General features: G+C 61.2%; 15 protein-coding genes. 11 read left to right on the forward strand and 4 right to left on the reverse strand.

Annotated features, from left to right (window positions below; all coding sequences use genetic code 11):
- Positions 1-5: 5 nt before the first annotated feature.
- Positions 6-1580, reverse strand: coding sequence for an NAD(P)H-hydrate dehydratase (locus TPEN_RS08410; protein WP_011753307.1), 1575 nt, complete (start codon positions 1578-1580; stop codon positions 6-8).
- A 107-nt stretch (positions 1581-1687) separates the two neighbouring features.
- Here TPEN_RS08410 and fba point away from each other — a divergent pair, with 107 nt between their 5' ends.
- From fba to TPEN_RS08430, 4 genes are all read left to right on the forward strand, one after another.
- On the forward strand, positions 1688-2506 hold the full coding sequence (gene fba / locus TPEN_RS08415) for a class I fructose-bisphosphate aldolase (protein ID WP_011753308.1): 819 nt from the start codon (positions 1688-1690) through the stop codon (positions 2504-2506).
- A 6-nt stretch (positions 2507-2512) separates the two neighbouring features.
- On the forward strand, positions 2513-3439 hold the full coding sequence (locus tag TPEN_RS08420; RefSeq protein ID WP_011753309.1) for a carbohydrate kinase family protein: 927 nt from the start codon (positions 2513-2515) through the stop codon (positions 3437-3439).
- Positions 3440-3501: 62 nt separating this feature from the next.
- Positions 3502-4374 (forward strand): VIT1/CCC1 transporter family protein, encoded by an 873-nt coding sequence (locus TPEN_RS08425; RefSeq protein WP_011753310.1) that lies wholly within the window; start codon positions 3502-3504, stop codon positions 4372-4374.
- A gap of 8 nt (positions 4375-4382) precedes the next feature.
- Complete coding sequence (locus tag TPEN_RS08430; protein WP_011753311.1) at positions 4383-4799, forward strand: YkgJ family cysteine cluster protein; 417 nt, start codon at positions 4383-4385, stop codon at positions 4797-4799.
- On the opposite strand, the gene TPEN_RS08435 is transcribed toward TPEN_RS08430, so the two are convergent.
- Positions 4781-5296 (reverse strand): nitroreductase family protein, encoded by a 516-nt coding sequence (locus tag TPEN_RS08435; RefSeq protein WP_011753312.1) that lies wholly within the window; start codon positions 5294-5296, stop codon positions 4781-4783. The two genes, TPEN_RS08430 and TPEN_RS08435, sit on opposite strands and share 19 nt — an antisense overlap.
- An 86-nt stretch (positions 5297-5382) precedes the next feature.
- Between TPEN_RS08435 and TPEN_RS08440 the strand changes: the two genes are divergently transcribed.
- From TPEN_RS08440 to TPEN_RS08450, 3 genes are all read left to right on the forward strand, one after another.
- Positions 5383-6549 (forward strand): MFS transporter, encoded by a 1167-nt coding sequence (locus tag TPEN_RS08440; protein ID WP_011753313.1) that lies wholly within the window; start codon positions 5383-5385, stop codon positions 6547-6549.
- A gap of 84 nt (positions 6550-6633) precedes the next feature.
- On the forward strand, positions 6634-7875 hold the full coding sequence (locus TPEN_RS08445; protein ID WP_011753314.1) for a hypothetical protein: 1242 nt from the start codon (positions 6634-6636) through the stop codon (positions 7873-7875).
- Between the two features lie 134 nt (positions 7876-8009).
- On the forward strand, positions 8010-8300 hold the full coding sequence (locus TPEN_RS08450) for a ferritin family protein (protein ID WP_011753315.1): 291 nt from the start codon (positions 8010-8012) through the stop codon (positions 8298-8300).
- A gap of 17 nt (positions 8301-8317) precedes the next feature.
- Here TPEN_RS08450 and TPEN_RS08455 read toward each other — a convergent pair whose 3' ends face one another.
- Complete coding sequence (locus TPEN_RS08455; RefSeq protein WP_011753316.1) at positions 8318-8776, reverse strand: NUDIX hydrolase; 459 nt, start codon at positions 8774-8776, stop codon at positions 8318-8320.
- Between the two features lie 80 nt (positions 8777-8856).
- On the opposite strand from TPEN_RS08455, the gene TPEN_RS08460 reads away from it, so the two are divergent.
- The 4 genes from TPEN_RS08460 (at position 8857) to TPEN_RS08475 (ending at position 13359) form a co-directional block, all read left to right on the forward strand.
- The gene (locus TPEN_RS08460; protein WP_011753317.1) at positions 8857-9519 is read left to right on the forward strand and encodes a hypothetical protein; all 663 of its coding nucleotides are present in this window, start codon (positions 8857-8859) and stop codon (positions 9517-9519) included.
- Positions 9520-9619: 100 nt separating this feature from the next.
- On the forward strand, positions 9620-10954 hold the full coding sequence (locus TPEN_RS08465) for a rhomboid family intramembrane serine protease (RefSeq protein ID WP_011753318.1): 1335 nt from the start codon (positions 9620-9622) through the stop codon (positions 10952-10954).
- 45 nt (positions 10955-10999) lie between these two features.
- Entirely contained in the window at positions 11000-12133 is a 1134-nt protein-coding gene (locus tag TPEN_RS08470) for a tyrosine--tRNA ligase (protein WP_052885408.1), read from the forward strand.
- A 74-nt stretch (positions 12134-12207) separates the two neighbouring features.
- On the forward strand, positions 12208-13359 hold the full coding sequence (locus TPEN_RS08475) for a hypothetical protein (protein WP_052885320.1): 1152 nt from the start codon (positions 12208-12210) through the stop codon (positions 13357-13359).
- On the opposite strand, the gene TPEN_RS08480 is transcribed toward TPEN_RS08475, so the two are convergent.
- Positions 13349-14953: a DUF2192 domain-containing protein gene (locus TPEN_RS08480; protein ID WP_187146329.1), complete on the reverse strand. Its 1605-nt coding sequence runs from the start codon at positions 14951-14953 to the stop codon at positions 13349-13351. The two genes, TPEN_RS08475 and TPEN_RS08480, sit on opposite strands and share 11 nt — an antisense overlap.
- Positions 14954-15041: the final 88 nt, after the last annotated feature.

A 15041-nucleotide genomic window follows, 5' to 3' on the forward strand; every position in this document is an offset into this window, starting at 1 on the left:
GTCCCCTACGGCAGGACCTTAATGGTATACCTTTCGAGCACGCTCTCGAAGTCTTCCCTCAGCGCCCTCAGAGCCTTGGGGAGGTAGTTCATCAGAGTCACTGAAGTTAAGCCGTCCTGCCCGCGCTCCTCCGCCGCTATGTCCCCTGCGAGCCCGTGCACGAAGACGCCCATCCTCACAGCCTCCTCGAAGCCCAGGCCGAGCCCGTAGAGCGCCGCTATGGCCCCTACCAGCACGTCCCCGGAGCCCGCGGTCGCCATGCCGGGGTTGCCCGACAGGTTGATGTACGCCCTCCCATCCGGGGTTGCTATGACCGTGTGAGCCCCTTTGAGCACCACGTAGGCTTTAAGCTTCCCGGCGAGCTCCAGCGCCGCGTCGACCCGGGACGCCCTTACCTCCTCCACGCTCTTCCCCGTCAGCCTCGACATCTCGCCGGCGTGCGGGGTGAGCACTGTGGGAGCCCTTCTCTCCGAGATGTACTCGCCGCATCGGGCAACCGCGGTGAGGCCGTCGCCGTCCACTATGAGCGGCTTCTCGACGCTCCTAGCTAGGTCGCAGACAAGCCTCAGCGTCTCCTCCTCGAGCCCGAGCCCCGGCCCCACGGCCACTATGTCCGAGGACTTCGAGAGCTCCAGTATCCTCTCGAGGTTGCCGTAGGCGACCGTGCCCGAGGCTGTCTCCTCGAGCGCCTCGTAGACCACCTCAGGGGCCCTCACGCCTAGGAACGGCACGATGGACTTAATCGTCGCGAGCCTAGAGTACCCGCCGCCCGCCTTCAGGAAGGACTTTGAGCAGAGCAGGGGTGCCCCCATGTACCTGCGCGAGCCCGCGACGAACAGCGCCTTCCCGTAGTCCCCCTTGTGCGTGTCCGGCCTCCTCGGCGGCAGGGGTACGGGGTCGTTCGTCTCCACCTTCAACCGGCTGTCCTCGAGCAACGCCCTGGGGTAGGAGATGTGGTGTACGTACAGCTCGCCTCCTAGCTCGGCGCCGGGGTACATGAGGTTCCCGAGCTTCGGGAGCCCGAACGTCACGGTGTAGTCAGCTCTCACAGCTACGCCTAGAACCTGCCCCGTGTCCCCGTGGACCCCCGAGGGGATGTCGACGCTTATCACTAGGGAACCGCTACCGTTTATCGCCTCTACAACCTTCCTGTAGACACCCTCCAGGGGCCTGGAGAGGCCCGTCCCGAACAGCGCGTCTACGACGACGTCGAAGAGGGAGAGCTCCTCGGAGAGCCCCTCCGCCCTCTCCTCATCCACTACTTCCACGGCTATCCCGGCCTTGACTACGCGCTCGTAGTTCTCCTTGACTATGCCTGCCAGCTTGTCCGGGGCCGCCACCAGGAAGACCTTGACGTCCGCGCCCATGCTTGAAAGGTGCCTAGCCGCTACGAGCCCGTCTCCCCCGTTGTTCCCCGGCCCGCAGACAACTGCCGCGCTCATGGGGAGCCCTATGAGCGACACGGCAAGCCTGGCTACGCTGGCGCCGGCATTCTCCATCAGGATCTCCTCCTTTACGCCGTACTTCTCCGCGGCCTCCCTGTCGAGAAGCTTTATCTCGCTTACCCTGGCTACCTTCACGTGGATAGGAACAGCCCCCCGGCAGATATACCTGACGCCAATGATTACCGTCGATGATTACAAAGAGTATTTTTACGAAGTATGCGGTATGTAGGAATCGATAGAAAATGGGTTATGGGTACATAGGTAAGAGAGTTAGGCTCGGCAGGATACTTAGAGACGGCAAGGCCGTAGTGTTCGCGTTCGACCACGGAGTCGAGCACGGTCCAGGCGACTTCCCAGGGGAGACTGTGAACCCGAGGAAGATCCTCTCCAAGGTTGTCGGGGAGGTGGACGCCGTCATGATGCTACCGGGCATAGCGGCTCTGACCAGCGAGGTTTGGCAGGGAAAGGTGCCGCTGATAGTCAAGGTGACTAGCAAGACTAGCCTGAGGCCCGAGGCAGAGAAGCTGCTTCAAAGCCCGTTCGGCTTCGTGGAGGACGCCGTCGCGCTGGGCGCCGACGCTGTCGCGGCAACCGTGTACTGGGGGAGCAACTTCGAGGACTTGATGCTGGAGCGCTGGTTCCAGGTGAAGAGGGCCGCGGAGACCTACGGGTTGCCTTGCCTGCAACTCTCGTACCCGAGGGGCCCCGCGATAAAGAACATGTACGACGTGGAGGTTGTGAGGTACGGTGTCCGCGCAGCCATCGAGAGCGGGGCAGACCTGATCAAGACTTACTACACGGGGAGCACCGAGAGCTTCAGGAGGGTGGTCGAGGTAGCCGCCGGCGTACCGGTGCTTATGAGCGGCGGCGCGAAGGCGAGGACTCTGCTGGACTTCCTCTACGTCGTGAAGAGCGTGATGGACGCCGGCGCGCAGGGCGTCGTCGTCGGTAGGAACATCTTCCAGCACGAGGACCCCACCCTCGCGGCTAAGGCGATAATGTACGTTGTGCACGAAGGCTACGCTCCCGAAGAGGCTTTGAGGAAAGCCGGGGGGCAGTGAGGCGGGATGGCGTTCTACGACGTTGTAACGCTCGGGCACATACTCCTGGACTTGAGGTTCTGCGTAGACGCCTTCGCAACGCCCGACAGGGAGGGCGTCATTAAGAGCCAGAGCCACGGCGTCGGGGGAAGCGCGGCGAACGTCGCGATAGGGGTTAGGAGGCTCGGGGGGCGCTCCGCCGTCATAGGGAAGGTGGGGTTCGACGACTTCGGGAAGAACGCCCTCGAAGACCTCGTAAGGGAGGGGGTCGACATCTCCAACGTTAGGATAGACGCGCTGAACGGCAAGACGGGCTTCACGATAGTGATCATCGACTCCCAGGGGCAGATAGTGATGTACGGGGACAAGGGGGTCGCCGAGTCCCTTCAACCCGAGGAGGTGAACCTCAAGATACTCAAGGAGACGGGGCACCTCCACATAGCCAGCCTCAGGGTTGACACCTCGGCTTTCGTGGCGAAGGCGGCGAAGGAGCTGGGAGTGAGGGTCTCGTGGGACCCGGGGCGCAGGCAGGCGAGGATGGGGATCGAGGCGCTCAAACCCATAGTCAGGCTTGCGGACATAGTGCTACCCAACGAGATAGAGGTGAAGGCGATAGCCGGCGTAGAAGACGTCAAGGAGGCCGCGAACGTGCTACTAGGCGAGGGGGCGGGCTTAGTGATAGTTAAGCGGGGTAGCAGGGGCGTCTACGTGGTCTCCAAGGACGAGGAGTTCGAGGTCCCCGCGTACAGGCCCGAGACCGTCGTCGACACCACGGGGGCCGGCGACGCGTTCGCGGCGGGGCTACTCATGGGCTTGAAGAGGTTCGACCTCCGGGATGCCGTGAGGTTCGCAACCGTGGTGGCAGGGCTGAAGGTAACCCGGCTTGGGTCGCACGAGATACCGACTTGGAGCGAAGCTATGGAGGTATTCGAGAAGGTAAAGCAGAAGCAGTAGAGCGCTTAGGTTTTTATCTCGCCGCCGCGCATCGTAGACGTTGTAGAGCGGGTGCTACCGGTATGCCGTTCGCGGAGTACGCCTTGGACGAGCTGTTTGACTCGGAGCTCTACAGGAGGCTGGCGGGCATAGAGAAGAACCCGGCGAACAGGGAGATCCTCGAGAAGCTTTCACAGCAGGAGAGAAGCCACTACGAGTTCTGGTCGAGGTTCTCGGGGAGCGTCGAGCTCGGAAGGTGGGACCGCCTGAAGCTAGCCTTCCTAGTCCTCTCGTCGAGGATTCTGGGAAAAGTGTTCATAATCAAGTTTCTCGAGAGGCACGAGGGGAGGGTGGTCGAGGAGTACGTAAGGGTGCTCGAGTCCGCCGGGCTCTCCGAGGAGCAGAGAGAGGCGTTGAAGGGGATAATAGAGGACGAGAAGTACCACGAGGAGGCGCTCGCCTCGCAGATAGACGAGTTCGCTGTCAGGCACCTGGGCGCCATGGCTCTCGGCATGTCCGACGCCATCATAGAGCTTTCAGGCGTCCACGCGGGGTTCCTCGGCTACACTTCTTCGCCGATCTACACGGGGATTTCGGGCCTGATAGTCGGTATAAGCGCCTCGATGTCCATGGCGGCCGCGGCTTACCTGCAGGCAAAGCAGGAGAAGGGTAAGAGCCCGGCTGTAAACGCGCTGGTAACGGGGCTAATGTACATGTTGACAGTGGTTATGCTCACATCCCCCTTCTTCCTCGTACCCTCGGTGGCAACCGCGCTAGCCGCGTCCGTCGCGCTAGCCGTAGCCGCCCTCGCGGCGTTCTCGTACTTCAGCTCGGTCATCCTCGGGGGCAACTTCCTGAGAGAGTTCCTCGAAAACACCTCCATAGTATTCCTCGTGGTGCTCGTAGGCTACCTCTTCGGCTCTCTCGTAGAGAGAGTGTTTGGCTTCAGGCCTTAACGCGCCGTATGGAGGAACTGAAGATAGACTGCCGGGTAAACGGCAGGCTGTGCGGCAAGTGTTGCTACAAGGCGGTAGTACCCCTAACGCGCAGGGACATCGAGCGGATAACCTCCAGGGGCTACAGGTTCGAGGACTTCGCTGAGTACAGGGCGGGCGTACCCGTACTGAAAAACGTCGACTCCCACTGCGTCTTCCTCGACCCCACCACCAACGCCTGCACCATATACGAGGACCGGCCTACGGCGTGCCGGCTCTACCCGCTGGCGTACAGCCCTAAGCTCTGGGTACACGTCGACCCTGCGTGCCCGAAGGCCGGAGAGGTGCCGAAAGAGGCCGTCGTGCGCCTAGCCTCCCGCGTCCTCGACTACTACGAAGAAGTAAAAAGGGACTGGCTACTCGACTCTCAGTACGAGTCGACGTGAACAAGCTCCTCTAGGCTCCGCCTAGGCCTCGGCGGCGGCGACTCCGCCGGGAAGCCTACGGGGAATATCGCGACGGGGAACAGGTGCGGCGGGGCGTTGACTATCCGCCTAATCTCCTCCGCTTGCTCCAGGGTGTAGATCCAGACCGTCGAGAGGCCTAGGCAGTGCAGCGCGAGCCAAAGGTACGTAGCCACTATGGCGCCGTCGACGAGGTGGGACTTCGGGGAAACCTTCTCGTCCGAGAACACTATTATCGCGACCTTCGAGTTCGCTATGGGCTTCGACCACCTGTGTATCTTTGCGAGCTTCTCCAGCTTCTCCCGGTCTTTGACTACTAGGAAGCTCCACGGCTGGGCGTTGTGTGCGCTGGGAGCAAACCTCGCGATGTCTATTGCCCTGTAGATCAGCTCGTCTGGGACCGGCTCGTCTGAGAACTTCCTCACGCTCCTCCTGGACAGAAGGAAATCTGCGCACGGGAGCTTTTCTGCTGTACTCACACTTCGACAACTTCGTCTAAGAATATATCTACTTTTTGCTGTTCGAATCCGAAACGCGTATATATTCACGGGTTGTACGCGTAACCGTGCCGGAGAAAGACGGGAAGCCGGGGATAAGGAACGTCTACGCGCTGGGCTTCGTCAGCCTCTTCACCGATGTTTCAACGGAGATGATTAACGGCTACCTCCCCGTGTTCCTCGTCCAGGAGCTTGGGGCTACCCGCGCGCTACTCGGGCTCATCGAGGGTATCGGAGAGCTCGCGAACTACTTCTTCAGGCTCGTGAGCGGGTACATATCCGACAGACTTGGACGTAGAAAAGCGCTCGTGTTCGCCGGCTACTCCCTGAGCGCGGTCTCGAAGCCGCTGTTCGCGTTCGCCCATAGCCCTTGGGACGCACTGGTCGTAAAAGCCCTCGACCGCACAGGTAAGGGTATCAGAACCTCGCCGCGTGACGCCTTGATAAGCCAGTCCATAGACGAGGAATCCTCTGGGAAAGCCTTCGGGCTTCACAGAACGATCGACCAGAGTGGAGCCATGATAGGTCCCCTCCTCGCAACGCTACTATTGCCGCTCATAGGGCCGAGGAACCTCTTCCTAGTCTCCTTCATTCCCGCGGTGATCGCCCTGGCTATACTGCTAGCCTTCGTCGTAGACGTGAAGACGGAGAGCAGGGAGGCCAGGATCCTTAAAGGCGCAAGACAGGTGCTGGGCAACAAGAGGCTGCTACTCGTGCTCGCCGCTTTCGCCGTGATGGGCCTCGGATACTACGACTTCTCCTTCCTGCTCGTGAGGTCAAGGGAGGTGGGCGTAGCCGCCGACCTGGTACCCCTAGTCTACCTTGCCATAAACCTGTTCCACACGGCCGTAGGCTACCCCTCAGGCGTACTCTCGGACAGGGTAGGCAAGGAGAAGGTCCTCGTAGGCTCCCTAGTCTTCTTCGCCCTCGCGTCGATAGCCCTCGCGAGGACGGAGAACCTTGCGGGCTTCGCCGTAGCAGTCGTACTCTACGGGGTGTTCTTCGGGAGCTACGAGACAGTCTCCAGGGCTATCCTGCCGAGGTTTGCTCCTCCAGAGCTTCGGGGAACCGTGTACGGCGTCTTCTACATAGCCACGGGTCTCGCAACCTTAGCCGGTATGACCGTCGTAGGCTACCTGTGGGACACTGCGGGCAGGGCGGTAGCGTTCACCTACAGCGCAACTCTCTCGCTGATCGCCGCGCTACTCTTCGCTTACTCCACTCGCATAAGCTAAACGCTCAGCCAGCTTAGAAAAATGCAGAGCCCCCCGCGAAGCTCGCGCGACAATGCTTTTTAGCCTCTCCGCAGTTACTAGCTCGTGAACGTATACGCGGTAGCCTTCGCCTCGAGGATCCACGGGGAGGGCTACTACAGGCAGGCGTACAGCTACGTTTCGAGCGTTCTCCGCGTACCCGTCTACCCCGAGGTGGTCGCGGAGCGCGACACCTTGAAGAAAGCCGTCGAGGAGCTTAGGGGCTCCCTCCCCTTAGCCGTAGTCTTAACCGGCGGGACCAGCGGGTTGATACAGGAGTTCGCCTCGGAAGGAGGCTTCAGGGCTGTGGCGCTATTAGCGCAGGGCGAGCACAACAGCCTAGCCTCGGCGATCTCTGCGAGAGCGGCTCTCGAATCCAGGGGGGTCGGTGTAGCTCTCTTCCACTGCGGCTCCTTCTCGGACGGCAACTGCGCCGCCGCGGCGAGCGCGGCTGTCAGAGTTGCCCGAGGAGCAGGCCGGGTTCTGGGGGCGAGGGTGGGCGTGGTGGGCTCTAAGCCTCGCTACGCGGATGTCTTCTCGTCGAGGCTCGGCTGGACTATCGAAGTGGTGCCCGCCGAGGAGCTTTTCTCCGCCGCAGAGTCCGCTCCCAGAGAGGCTGTGGAGTCCTTCCTTTCCAGGGTGTCGGGGGTCCCGGGCTTCGAGTTGTACCGCTCAAGCCTCGAGCACGTCGGCGGGGTGTACTACGCGTTGAGGAGGCTCTCCGAGGAGAAAAGGCTCGACGCGGTCGCCGTTGACTGCTTCCCCTACCTCGTAGAGCACCGCGTATCCCCCTGCGTTGCGCTGGCGCTCCTGAACGCGGACGGCTTCGCGGCGGCCTGCGAGGCTGACCTCTACTCGGCGCTCTTAATGCTCGTCTCAAGGGAGCTTACAGGGTCCTCGGGGTGGATAGCCAACGCTACGCACTTCGAGGGCAGGGTCGGGGTCTTCTCTCACTGCACGATAGCGTTCGACATCGCCAGGGCTCCCAGCCTGGTAGACCACTTCGAGAGCGGCTACCCGGTAGCAGTGGCGTCCCAGCTTCAGCCCGGTGAGGTAACGGTGGCCTCGCTTTCACGGGACCTCTCGGAGGTCTACGTAGCTAGGGGCAGGGTGGTGCGCTCTGGCTTTATCAGCCGAGCGATGTGCAGGACGCAGGCACACGTGGAGTTCGACTTCGACGCGGAGGTAATCCCGCTGGTGGCACCCGCGAACCACCACCTCGTAATGCCCGGCGACGTCGTAAGGGAGGTTAAAAGCGTCTCGAAGCTCCTCGGGCTACGCGTCAAGGAGTACTCAAAGGAGGCTTGAAAACGTCAGTCCATGAATGGTCTTTCACTGCTCAACACTCGGCAAAGTCATCATCCTGGTACTCTCGGCGCTTGCGAGTATATATCCTTAACGGCTATAGGCAAGCTTTTAAAGGGGCAACGCGAACTTAGATTATGCTCGCGAAAAACCCATTGGAAGTTCCGCCCGGCAGGAAGTTCTCTAAGGAGGAGCTCGCCCAGGCAGTCAGGCTCTCCATAATCGCCGAGCTCGACGCGGTAAACCTCTACCTCCAGCTTGCAAACGCTACGGACGATCCTCTCGCGAGGAAAGTCTTCGAGGACATAGCCCGCGAAGAGAAGACGCATGTAGGAGAGTTCCTCTCGCTACTCGAGAGGCTCGACCCAGAGCAAGTAAAGGAGTTGGAGAAGGGTAAGAAGGAGGTTCTAGAGCTCGAGGAGCGCTAGGAGCCCCGCTACGCGGGCTACCCCCGAAGCCTCAGCGTGTAGACTCCCAGTGTACACGGCCCGCCCTGCAGGTCCGCGGATAGTGCTTTAACCGAGGCGACCACGTCTCCCCTGCCCAGAATCTCGTCGAGGCTCATCCAAGCCACTTCCTCCACGTCTCCCCCGGCCCTCGGGGAGCCCTCCAGGCTCTCCTCGTCGAACAAGACGCTCAGTATCACGTAGTGGTGCTTGACCCTGCCTCCATCAGTGTGTATAACCTCTGTGACGCCGACCACGCCCAGAGGGTTAGCGGACAGCCCGGTCTCCTCGTACAGCTCCCGCTTAGCCGCGTCGAACACCCCTTCCCCAGCCTCTATGACGCCGCCCGGGAAAGCCCAAAGCCCCCTGCCGGGGTCCTTCCCGCGCTTAACGAGGAGGAACTTTCCTCCCTTTTTAACCACGCAACTAACCGCGGCCACCGCGTGCGCCGGGTACACGTCTACTCGTCGAGCCAGACCCTAATAACCGTTGCTTCTGGAAAAGCCTTAAAAGGTTAAGGCTTTTTACACTACGCGGGATGCCCGTAGTACTGAGGGGTCCCAGGCTCAGGTTGGCGCGGTTGAAGCTCTCGGAGAAGCTTCTAGACCTCGGCGAGGAGATTCGCGGCGTCTACGTTCCGTACCCCAGGGAGATGGAGCGTGTCGTTAACCTCTACGCGCGCGGCGAGGTAGGCTGGGACAGGGTGGTCGAGGAGGCGAGGAGGGGTATGCCGGAGTTCTACAGGGGCTGGCTCTGGGTGGAGGAGCCACTGATCAGGTCCCTCCGGGTGCTCGGGGCGCGCGTAGCCTGCTACGGGGACAAGCTCGAGGGGCTTTACCGTAGCGCGGGAGAGTTCCTGTCGGCGCTGCTCAGGGTTAGGGTTACCGGGGAGGTTAGGCTGGAGGAGTGGAGGAAGCTTCTCTCAAGGAGTGAGGTCCCGGTGCGCGAGGGGTACGTGACGGTCTCCAGCTTCAGCGTCCCCGGTGCGACGAACGTGGACGTCTGGGGGCTCCCGTATCCCCCCACGGACGAGCCGGACGTGGGCTCCGAGGGCTGGGTGAGGGAGCTCGTGGAGTACGTCTTCGACTACCTGGTTACCAGCAGGAATGTCGACGAAGCGTACGTGAAGTGGCTCAGGGAGAGGCGCGGCGTGAGGGCAAGGGAGCTAGAGGAGATGCTGAGCATTCTCCCGGGCGATTAGCGCGCGACTCTCAAAGAATTGCTGAAAGTACTCCCGGCTCTCCTTCGAGTGCGCGCGATATGGTTTTAATACGCCGGTGCGCGCTATTTACCCGAGACGTATGGGTTTGCCGTTTCAGCGAGACTACGAGGACATAGAGAGGCGTGGAGCCCCGGTCACGCTTGGAATAATACTCGTAAACGTGGCGGTCTACCTCGTGTCGAGCTACGAGAACGGCTTCCTCGCGGTCTCCGACGCCTGGGTTAACGCGTTCGCGTTTGTCCCAGCGTACTTCGCGAGGCCCGAGCACCTCTACAGGCTCTTCACTTCGATGTTCCTGCACGCCAACCTGGCGCACATATTCTTCAACATGCTTTACCTCTACACGTTCGGGAAGAGCGTCGAGGCAGTCCTCGGTAGCGAGAGGTACTTCCTGCTTTACTTCGCGAGCGGTATCCTTGCGAGCGTCTTCCACACGGCGTTCCTACCCATAGAGGGCGCGAGCTCGGCTTTCGTGCCGGCCCTCGGTGCCAGCGGTGCTATAAGCGGGGTTCTAGGCGCGTACCTCCTGCTGTTCCCGGGGACCAGGCTCACGATGTGCTTCTTTTACGTATTCATCCCGCTATGCTTCACCATGAAAGCGGCGGCTTACCTCGTGTTCTGGTTCGCGCTACAGATACTGCAGGGGTTCCTGGGGGCTAGCCTCGGCGTCGCGGTATTCGCGCACGCAGGGGGGTTTATAGGCGGGCTCGCGCTACTTCCGGTGCTCGTCAGCGAGGAGAGGATAGGGCTGCTCAGGCTGTACTCTTCGATGCACTACTTCTTCAGGAACATATTCTTCACTGAGAGGGGCTTCACGAGGCTCAGCAAGGCAGTCGTAGCGGTGCTGATAGGGCTCGTCGCGGCCGCGGCAGTCTACTCGGCTGTAGAGGCGGAGACCACGGGGGGTGTGAACAAGGTGTTAACGGTGAGCGTCACGGGTAGAGGCGTCAACGATTCTGAAAGCGTGATAATCCAGCTCCAGCCGGGCGGAGTCCTGGACGTCACCCCCATATCGAGTAGCGGCGTGAGGGTCGTTGTAAACCGCCTCAGGGCTGCCAACCTCCTCTACAACAGCCAGGCCGCCGGAAAGAGTATCTCCGTGGATAAAAGCCTGAGGGGAGTCGTCAACGGCTTACCCGTCGAGATAACGATAAAGGCTAACCTCTCGTTCGACTCCTACGGGTTGCTAGACAGGGGGCAGGGCCACGTGACCACCGACGTCCTCGCCTGCGATGCCTACGGCAGGTGCACCGTTTCGGGTAAGGGTAGCTACGACTTCTCCGTGAGCAGCGAGGCCACGATGGCGGGCTTCAAGGGGATACCCATAGCGGAGCTAGCCCTTCTCTCGCTGGCTTCGAGCCTGGCCGCCGTGGTCAACGTTCTTAGGGCGGAGAGGTACGCGATAGTAGAGTAGAAAGATATTTGAGTGCTGTGTTCTACGCTCTCGGGGGTGTCGGCTTTGGATCCAGAGAAGGTTGTTGAAGCCGCTTTGCGGGAGCCAACAGAGGAGTTGCTCACGCCGGACAGGCTGAAGAGCTTGGTCGAAAACGGAGTGCCACTGGTGCACTATATAGGCTTCGAGATCTCCGGGCTCGTCCACCTCGGTACCGGGCTTATCTCCATGCAGAAAGTGGCGGACCTCCAGAGCGTCGGCGTGAAGACTAAGGTGTTCCTGGCGGACTACCACAGCTGGATCAACAGGAAGCTTGGAGGGGACCTCGACGTGATAAGGAGGGTTGCCGGCGGCTACTTCAAGGAGGCCTTGAGGGTTTCGCTGAGGATAGTGGGGGGAGACCCCGACAAAACGGAGTTCATCCTCGGGTCGGAGCTCTACGAGAAGCTTGGACTAGACTACTTCACGAACGTGCTGAGGGTTTCCATGGAGACGACACTGTCGCGCGTCAGGAGGTCTGTAACCATCCTCGGGAGGTCGGAGTCGGAGGCGCTTAGCTTCGCACAGCTACTCTACGTGCCCATGCAGGTGGCGGACATCTTCAGCATGGGCGTCAACATACCGCACGGCGGCATGGATCAGAGGAAAGCCCACGTTATAGCGATCGAGGTCGGAGAAAAGCTGTTCGGGTACAAGCCCGTAGCCCTCCATCACCACCTCCTCCCGGGGCTCCAGCTCGACGCCAGCGACTGGAAGAAGCTCGTAGAGGCGAAGAACTCCGGGGACAAGGAGCTCTTCCGCGAGACCCTCGTGAACATTAAGATGTCGAAGTCGAAGCCCGAGACCGCGCTATTCATACACGACTCCGAGGAGGAAATCAGGAGCAAGATAGGCAGGGCATTCTGCCCCGCGGGCGAGGTCGAGATGAACCCCCTGCTCGAGATAGCTAGGTACATAGTCTTCAGGAACAGGAAGGAGCCCTTCGAGGTTGTAAACAAGAAGACAGGGGAGAGGAGGGCTTTCAACACGTACGGCGAGCTCGAGGAAGCCTTCCGGGAGAGGCTCGTGCACCCGGCGGACCTAAAGGAGGCTTTATCGCGCGAGCTGGCCGAGATACTGGCGCCCGCGAGGAAGCACTTCACCGAGGGGCCCGGCAGGAGCTTCCTGGAGGAGATAAAGGAGCTGAGGATAACGAGGTAGGCCCGCCCGCGCCCGGGAGCCGGTATAAGTTAAGATTTATATAGTTCATGGTCATGAACTAGTTGGCGGTAGACGTGGTTCGGGTAGCCCTGGTCGGGCAGGGTTACGTCGCAACGATCTTCGCGTGGGGGCTCTGCAAGCTGAAGAAAGGCGAGATCGAGCCCTGGGGAGTACCGCTCGCAGACGTGGACTTCGGCGTCCCGGTGGAGGACCTCGAAATTGCCGGGAGCGTAGACGTGGACGAAAGAAAGGTCGGCAAGAGCCTCCGCGAAGTGGCACCTATGTACGGGCTTAGCCCGGAGCCAGAGCTCGGAGAGGTCGTCGTGGCGCCCGGGCTTAAGCTGCGGAGCACGCCCGGGTTCATAAGGACGAAGGCTCTGGACGACTCGAAGCCCCTGGCGGACGCTTACGGGGCGTTCGAGGAATGGCTAGACGACGTGAAACCGGACGTCGTCGTAGACGTTACGAGTACCGTTGCTTCCAGCCCCCTCTACTCGTGGCGGGAGGTCGAGGAGAAAGCATATAGGGGCGATCTACCCCACTCGCAGGTCTACGCTTTCCTGGTTCTAAGGCACGGGAGATCCTCCTACGTGAACCTCCAGCCCGCTTACGTAGCTTGTAGCCCAGCGTTCGTAGAGAAGGCGCGGGAGAACGGGTTGCTGGTTCTCGGCGACGACGGCGCCACGGGGGCGACCCCCCTCACCGTTGACCTAGCCGAGCACCTGAAGGAGAGGAACAGAAGGGTTCTATCGATAGCACAGTTCAACATAGGGGGCAACACGGACTTCCTGGCGTTGACGGAGCCCGAGAGGAACCTGGCAAAGGAGAACACTAAGTCGGGCTTCTTAAAGGACATACTCGGCTACGAGCCTCCCCACTTCATAAGGCCTACCGGCTACCTCGAACCCCTCGGCGACAAGAAGTTCGTCTCGATGCACGTTCAGTGGGTCTCCTTCGGGGGCTTCACGGACGAGCTCGTAGTGAACATGCGGATAAACGATAGCCCGGCGCTAGCCGGGTACATCGTGGACCTCGCGAGGCTCGCCTACGCCCTCGCGAAGGCCGGTCTCCGCGGAACAGTACCGGAGGTTAACAGGTTCTACATGAAGAGGCCGGGACCCCTGGACGCCAGGCACACCTCGAAGATCCAGGCTTACCGCGAGATGCTCGGGCTCCTCGAGGAGAAGCTCGGGGCGCGCCTCCGCGCGAAGCCTCTCAGCGCTTGAGCAGGCTCCTCACCTCTTCTCCCAGTAGCCGCCTTTTCTCCTCGCTCACGCCCTTCGGGAGGTTATGCGAGAGTATCTTCTCGACCTTTTCCTCCAGCTTCCCGGGGTCGGAGCCCAGCTTCAGCGTCGCGATCCTCCTCCCGCCTAGCTCCAGCGTGACGTACCGGTTAAACCCTCGCTCAACAAGCCTCGCGACGAGCTCCCCGCCGTCCACCGGGATCCTCCTCTCCTCCAGGAGGCCCTCCCGGAGCCTCGCCTGGGCTGCGGGCGGCGCGGTCAACACGTAGGCCTCCCCGACGACTTTAACCGCGAGGAGCATGGCCTGGACCCTGAGCCACATACCGCTGAGCCTCCCGCCGAGCCTCACCTTCACGTCGAGGTCCCCGCTAGCTTTCTCCGCTATCCTCTCCCTGAGCCTCCTGACCCCCAAGGCGAGGGCCTCGTACGCCCGGACGCGGTCGAAGACTATTACCTCGTGCTTGTCCTCAAGCCTCAGCTCGAACTCCCCCTTGGGAGCCAGGTTCATGTAGGTAAACCTCCAGCCGGAGCACCCCCACTCCAGCAGGCTGGAGACGGGGTTCTCGATGTTTACGCTCCTAGCCGTCAGGGACTCGGGGCTCGCCCCCTCCGCCTTCGCCTGGTCTACGGCTGCCGCCGCGACTAGCCTCGAGGAAGCCGGGAAAGCCTTCCTGAGCTTCTTTTCGAGGTAGAGGTACGCCTGGAGCCACTCCGGCTCGAGGCCGGCGAGGTATTCCTCCAGCTCTCCGGGAGACACCACGTACCCGTACCACCACGTGCTAGACTCGAGAACTACCCTTGCGAGGTCGCTGGGGCTCATCCTGAGGACGCGGTTAGCCACACCCTCGTCTACGCCGTAGACGTTTACAGCTATCCTCCAGACGAGCCCGTCCGACGGCAAAGCCTTCTCGTCGCCGAGGCTCCTCGCTAGGTCCAGCTTAGCCGCCTCCTTCTCGGACCTCCTGGAAAACTTGTTGGAGCCCACGAAGTCCGCGAGCCTGTACGCTACCACCAGGATCCTGTAGTCCCGCGCTACGTTGCCGTAAGCCTCTAGACCTCCCAGCACCTTCAAGAGCTCCTCGAAGCCCACGTAGCCGAGCAGGCTCGCCGCCAAGACGTAGTTGAGGAAACTCCTAACGTCGGACTCCTTTAGGCGCCCGAACACCCTGAAAACCGACTCCTCGACGCCGGCGCCGCTCCTCACGAGCCCCAGCGCCGCGTCGCAGAGAGCCTCCACCTCGAATATTTCCCGCAATCCTTCGAGCTCCTCGTCGAGCCCAAGCCCGTACTTGCCCACGGCGTACACCAGCGACATCTCCCTGTAGAAGCTCCGAGGAGTGGAAAGCCCCCTCAGCGGCTCCAGGCCCGCCTCTAGGTATGCTCTGCGCAGCAAGCCGATGGCTTCGTCCCTCGTAGCGGCCTCGCCCGCCAGCAACCTGCTCAGGACGTCGGTGACTACCTGGAGCCTTCTCTTCTGGAGGTACGCCAAGCACCTCCCCCAGTGCTCCGTGACTCCTGCCGATGCAAAGCCTAAAGGCTTAGTTAAACTATTTGTCGGGCGAACCTCGGCCTCCACCACCCCTAGCTACGTCGGGCTTTTAACGTGAAAAATCGGGAAAACTCCAATAAGCTTCTCCACGGGTACAAGGTTTATCTATTGGCTA

Source organism: Thermofilum pendens Hrk 5, from assembly GCF_000015225.1.
In the GTDB taxonomy this organism is placed as follows: domain Archaea; phylum Thermoproteota; class Thermoprotei; order Thermofilales; family Thermofilaceae; genus Thermofilum; species Thermofilum pendens.

Coding starts and splice junctions, on each gene's coding strand:
- fba (WP_011753308.1), top strand. CDS start 1,688: ATGGGTTATGGGTACATAGGTAAGAGAGTTAGGCTCGGCAGGATACTT.
- TPEN_RS08420 (WP_011753309.1), top strand. CDS start 2,513: ATGGCGTTCTACGACGTTGTAACGCTCGGGCACATACTCCTGGACTTG.
- TPEN_RS08425 (WP_011753310.1), top strand. CDS start 3,502: ATGCCGTTCGCGGAGTACGCCTTGGACGAGCTGTTTGACTCGGAGCTC.
- TPEN_RS08430 (WP_011753311.1), top strand. CDS start 4,383: ATGGAGGAACTGAAGATAGACTGCCGGGTAAACGGCAGGCTGTGCGGC.
- TPEN_RS08450 (WP_011753315.1), top strand. CDS start 8,010: ATGCTCGCGAAAAACCCATTGGAAGTTCCGCCCGGCAGGAAGTTCTCT.
- TPEN_RS08460 (WP_011753317.1), top strand. CDS start 8,857: ATGCCCGTAGTACTGAGGGGTCCCAGGCTCAGGTTGGCGCGGTTGAAG.
- TPEN_RS08465 (WP_011753318.1), top strand. CDS start 9,620: ATGGGTTTGCCGTTTCAGCGAGACTACGAGGACATAGAGAGGCGTGGA.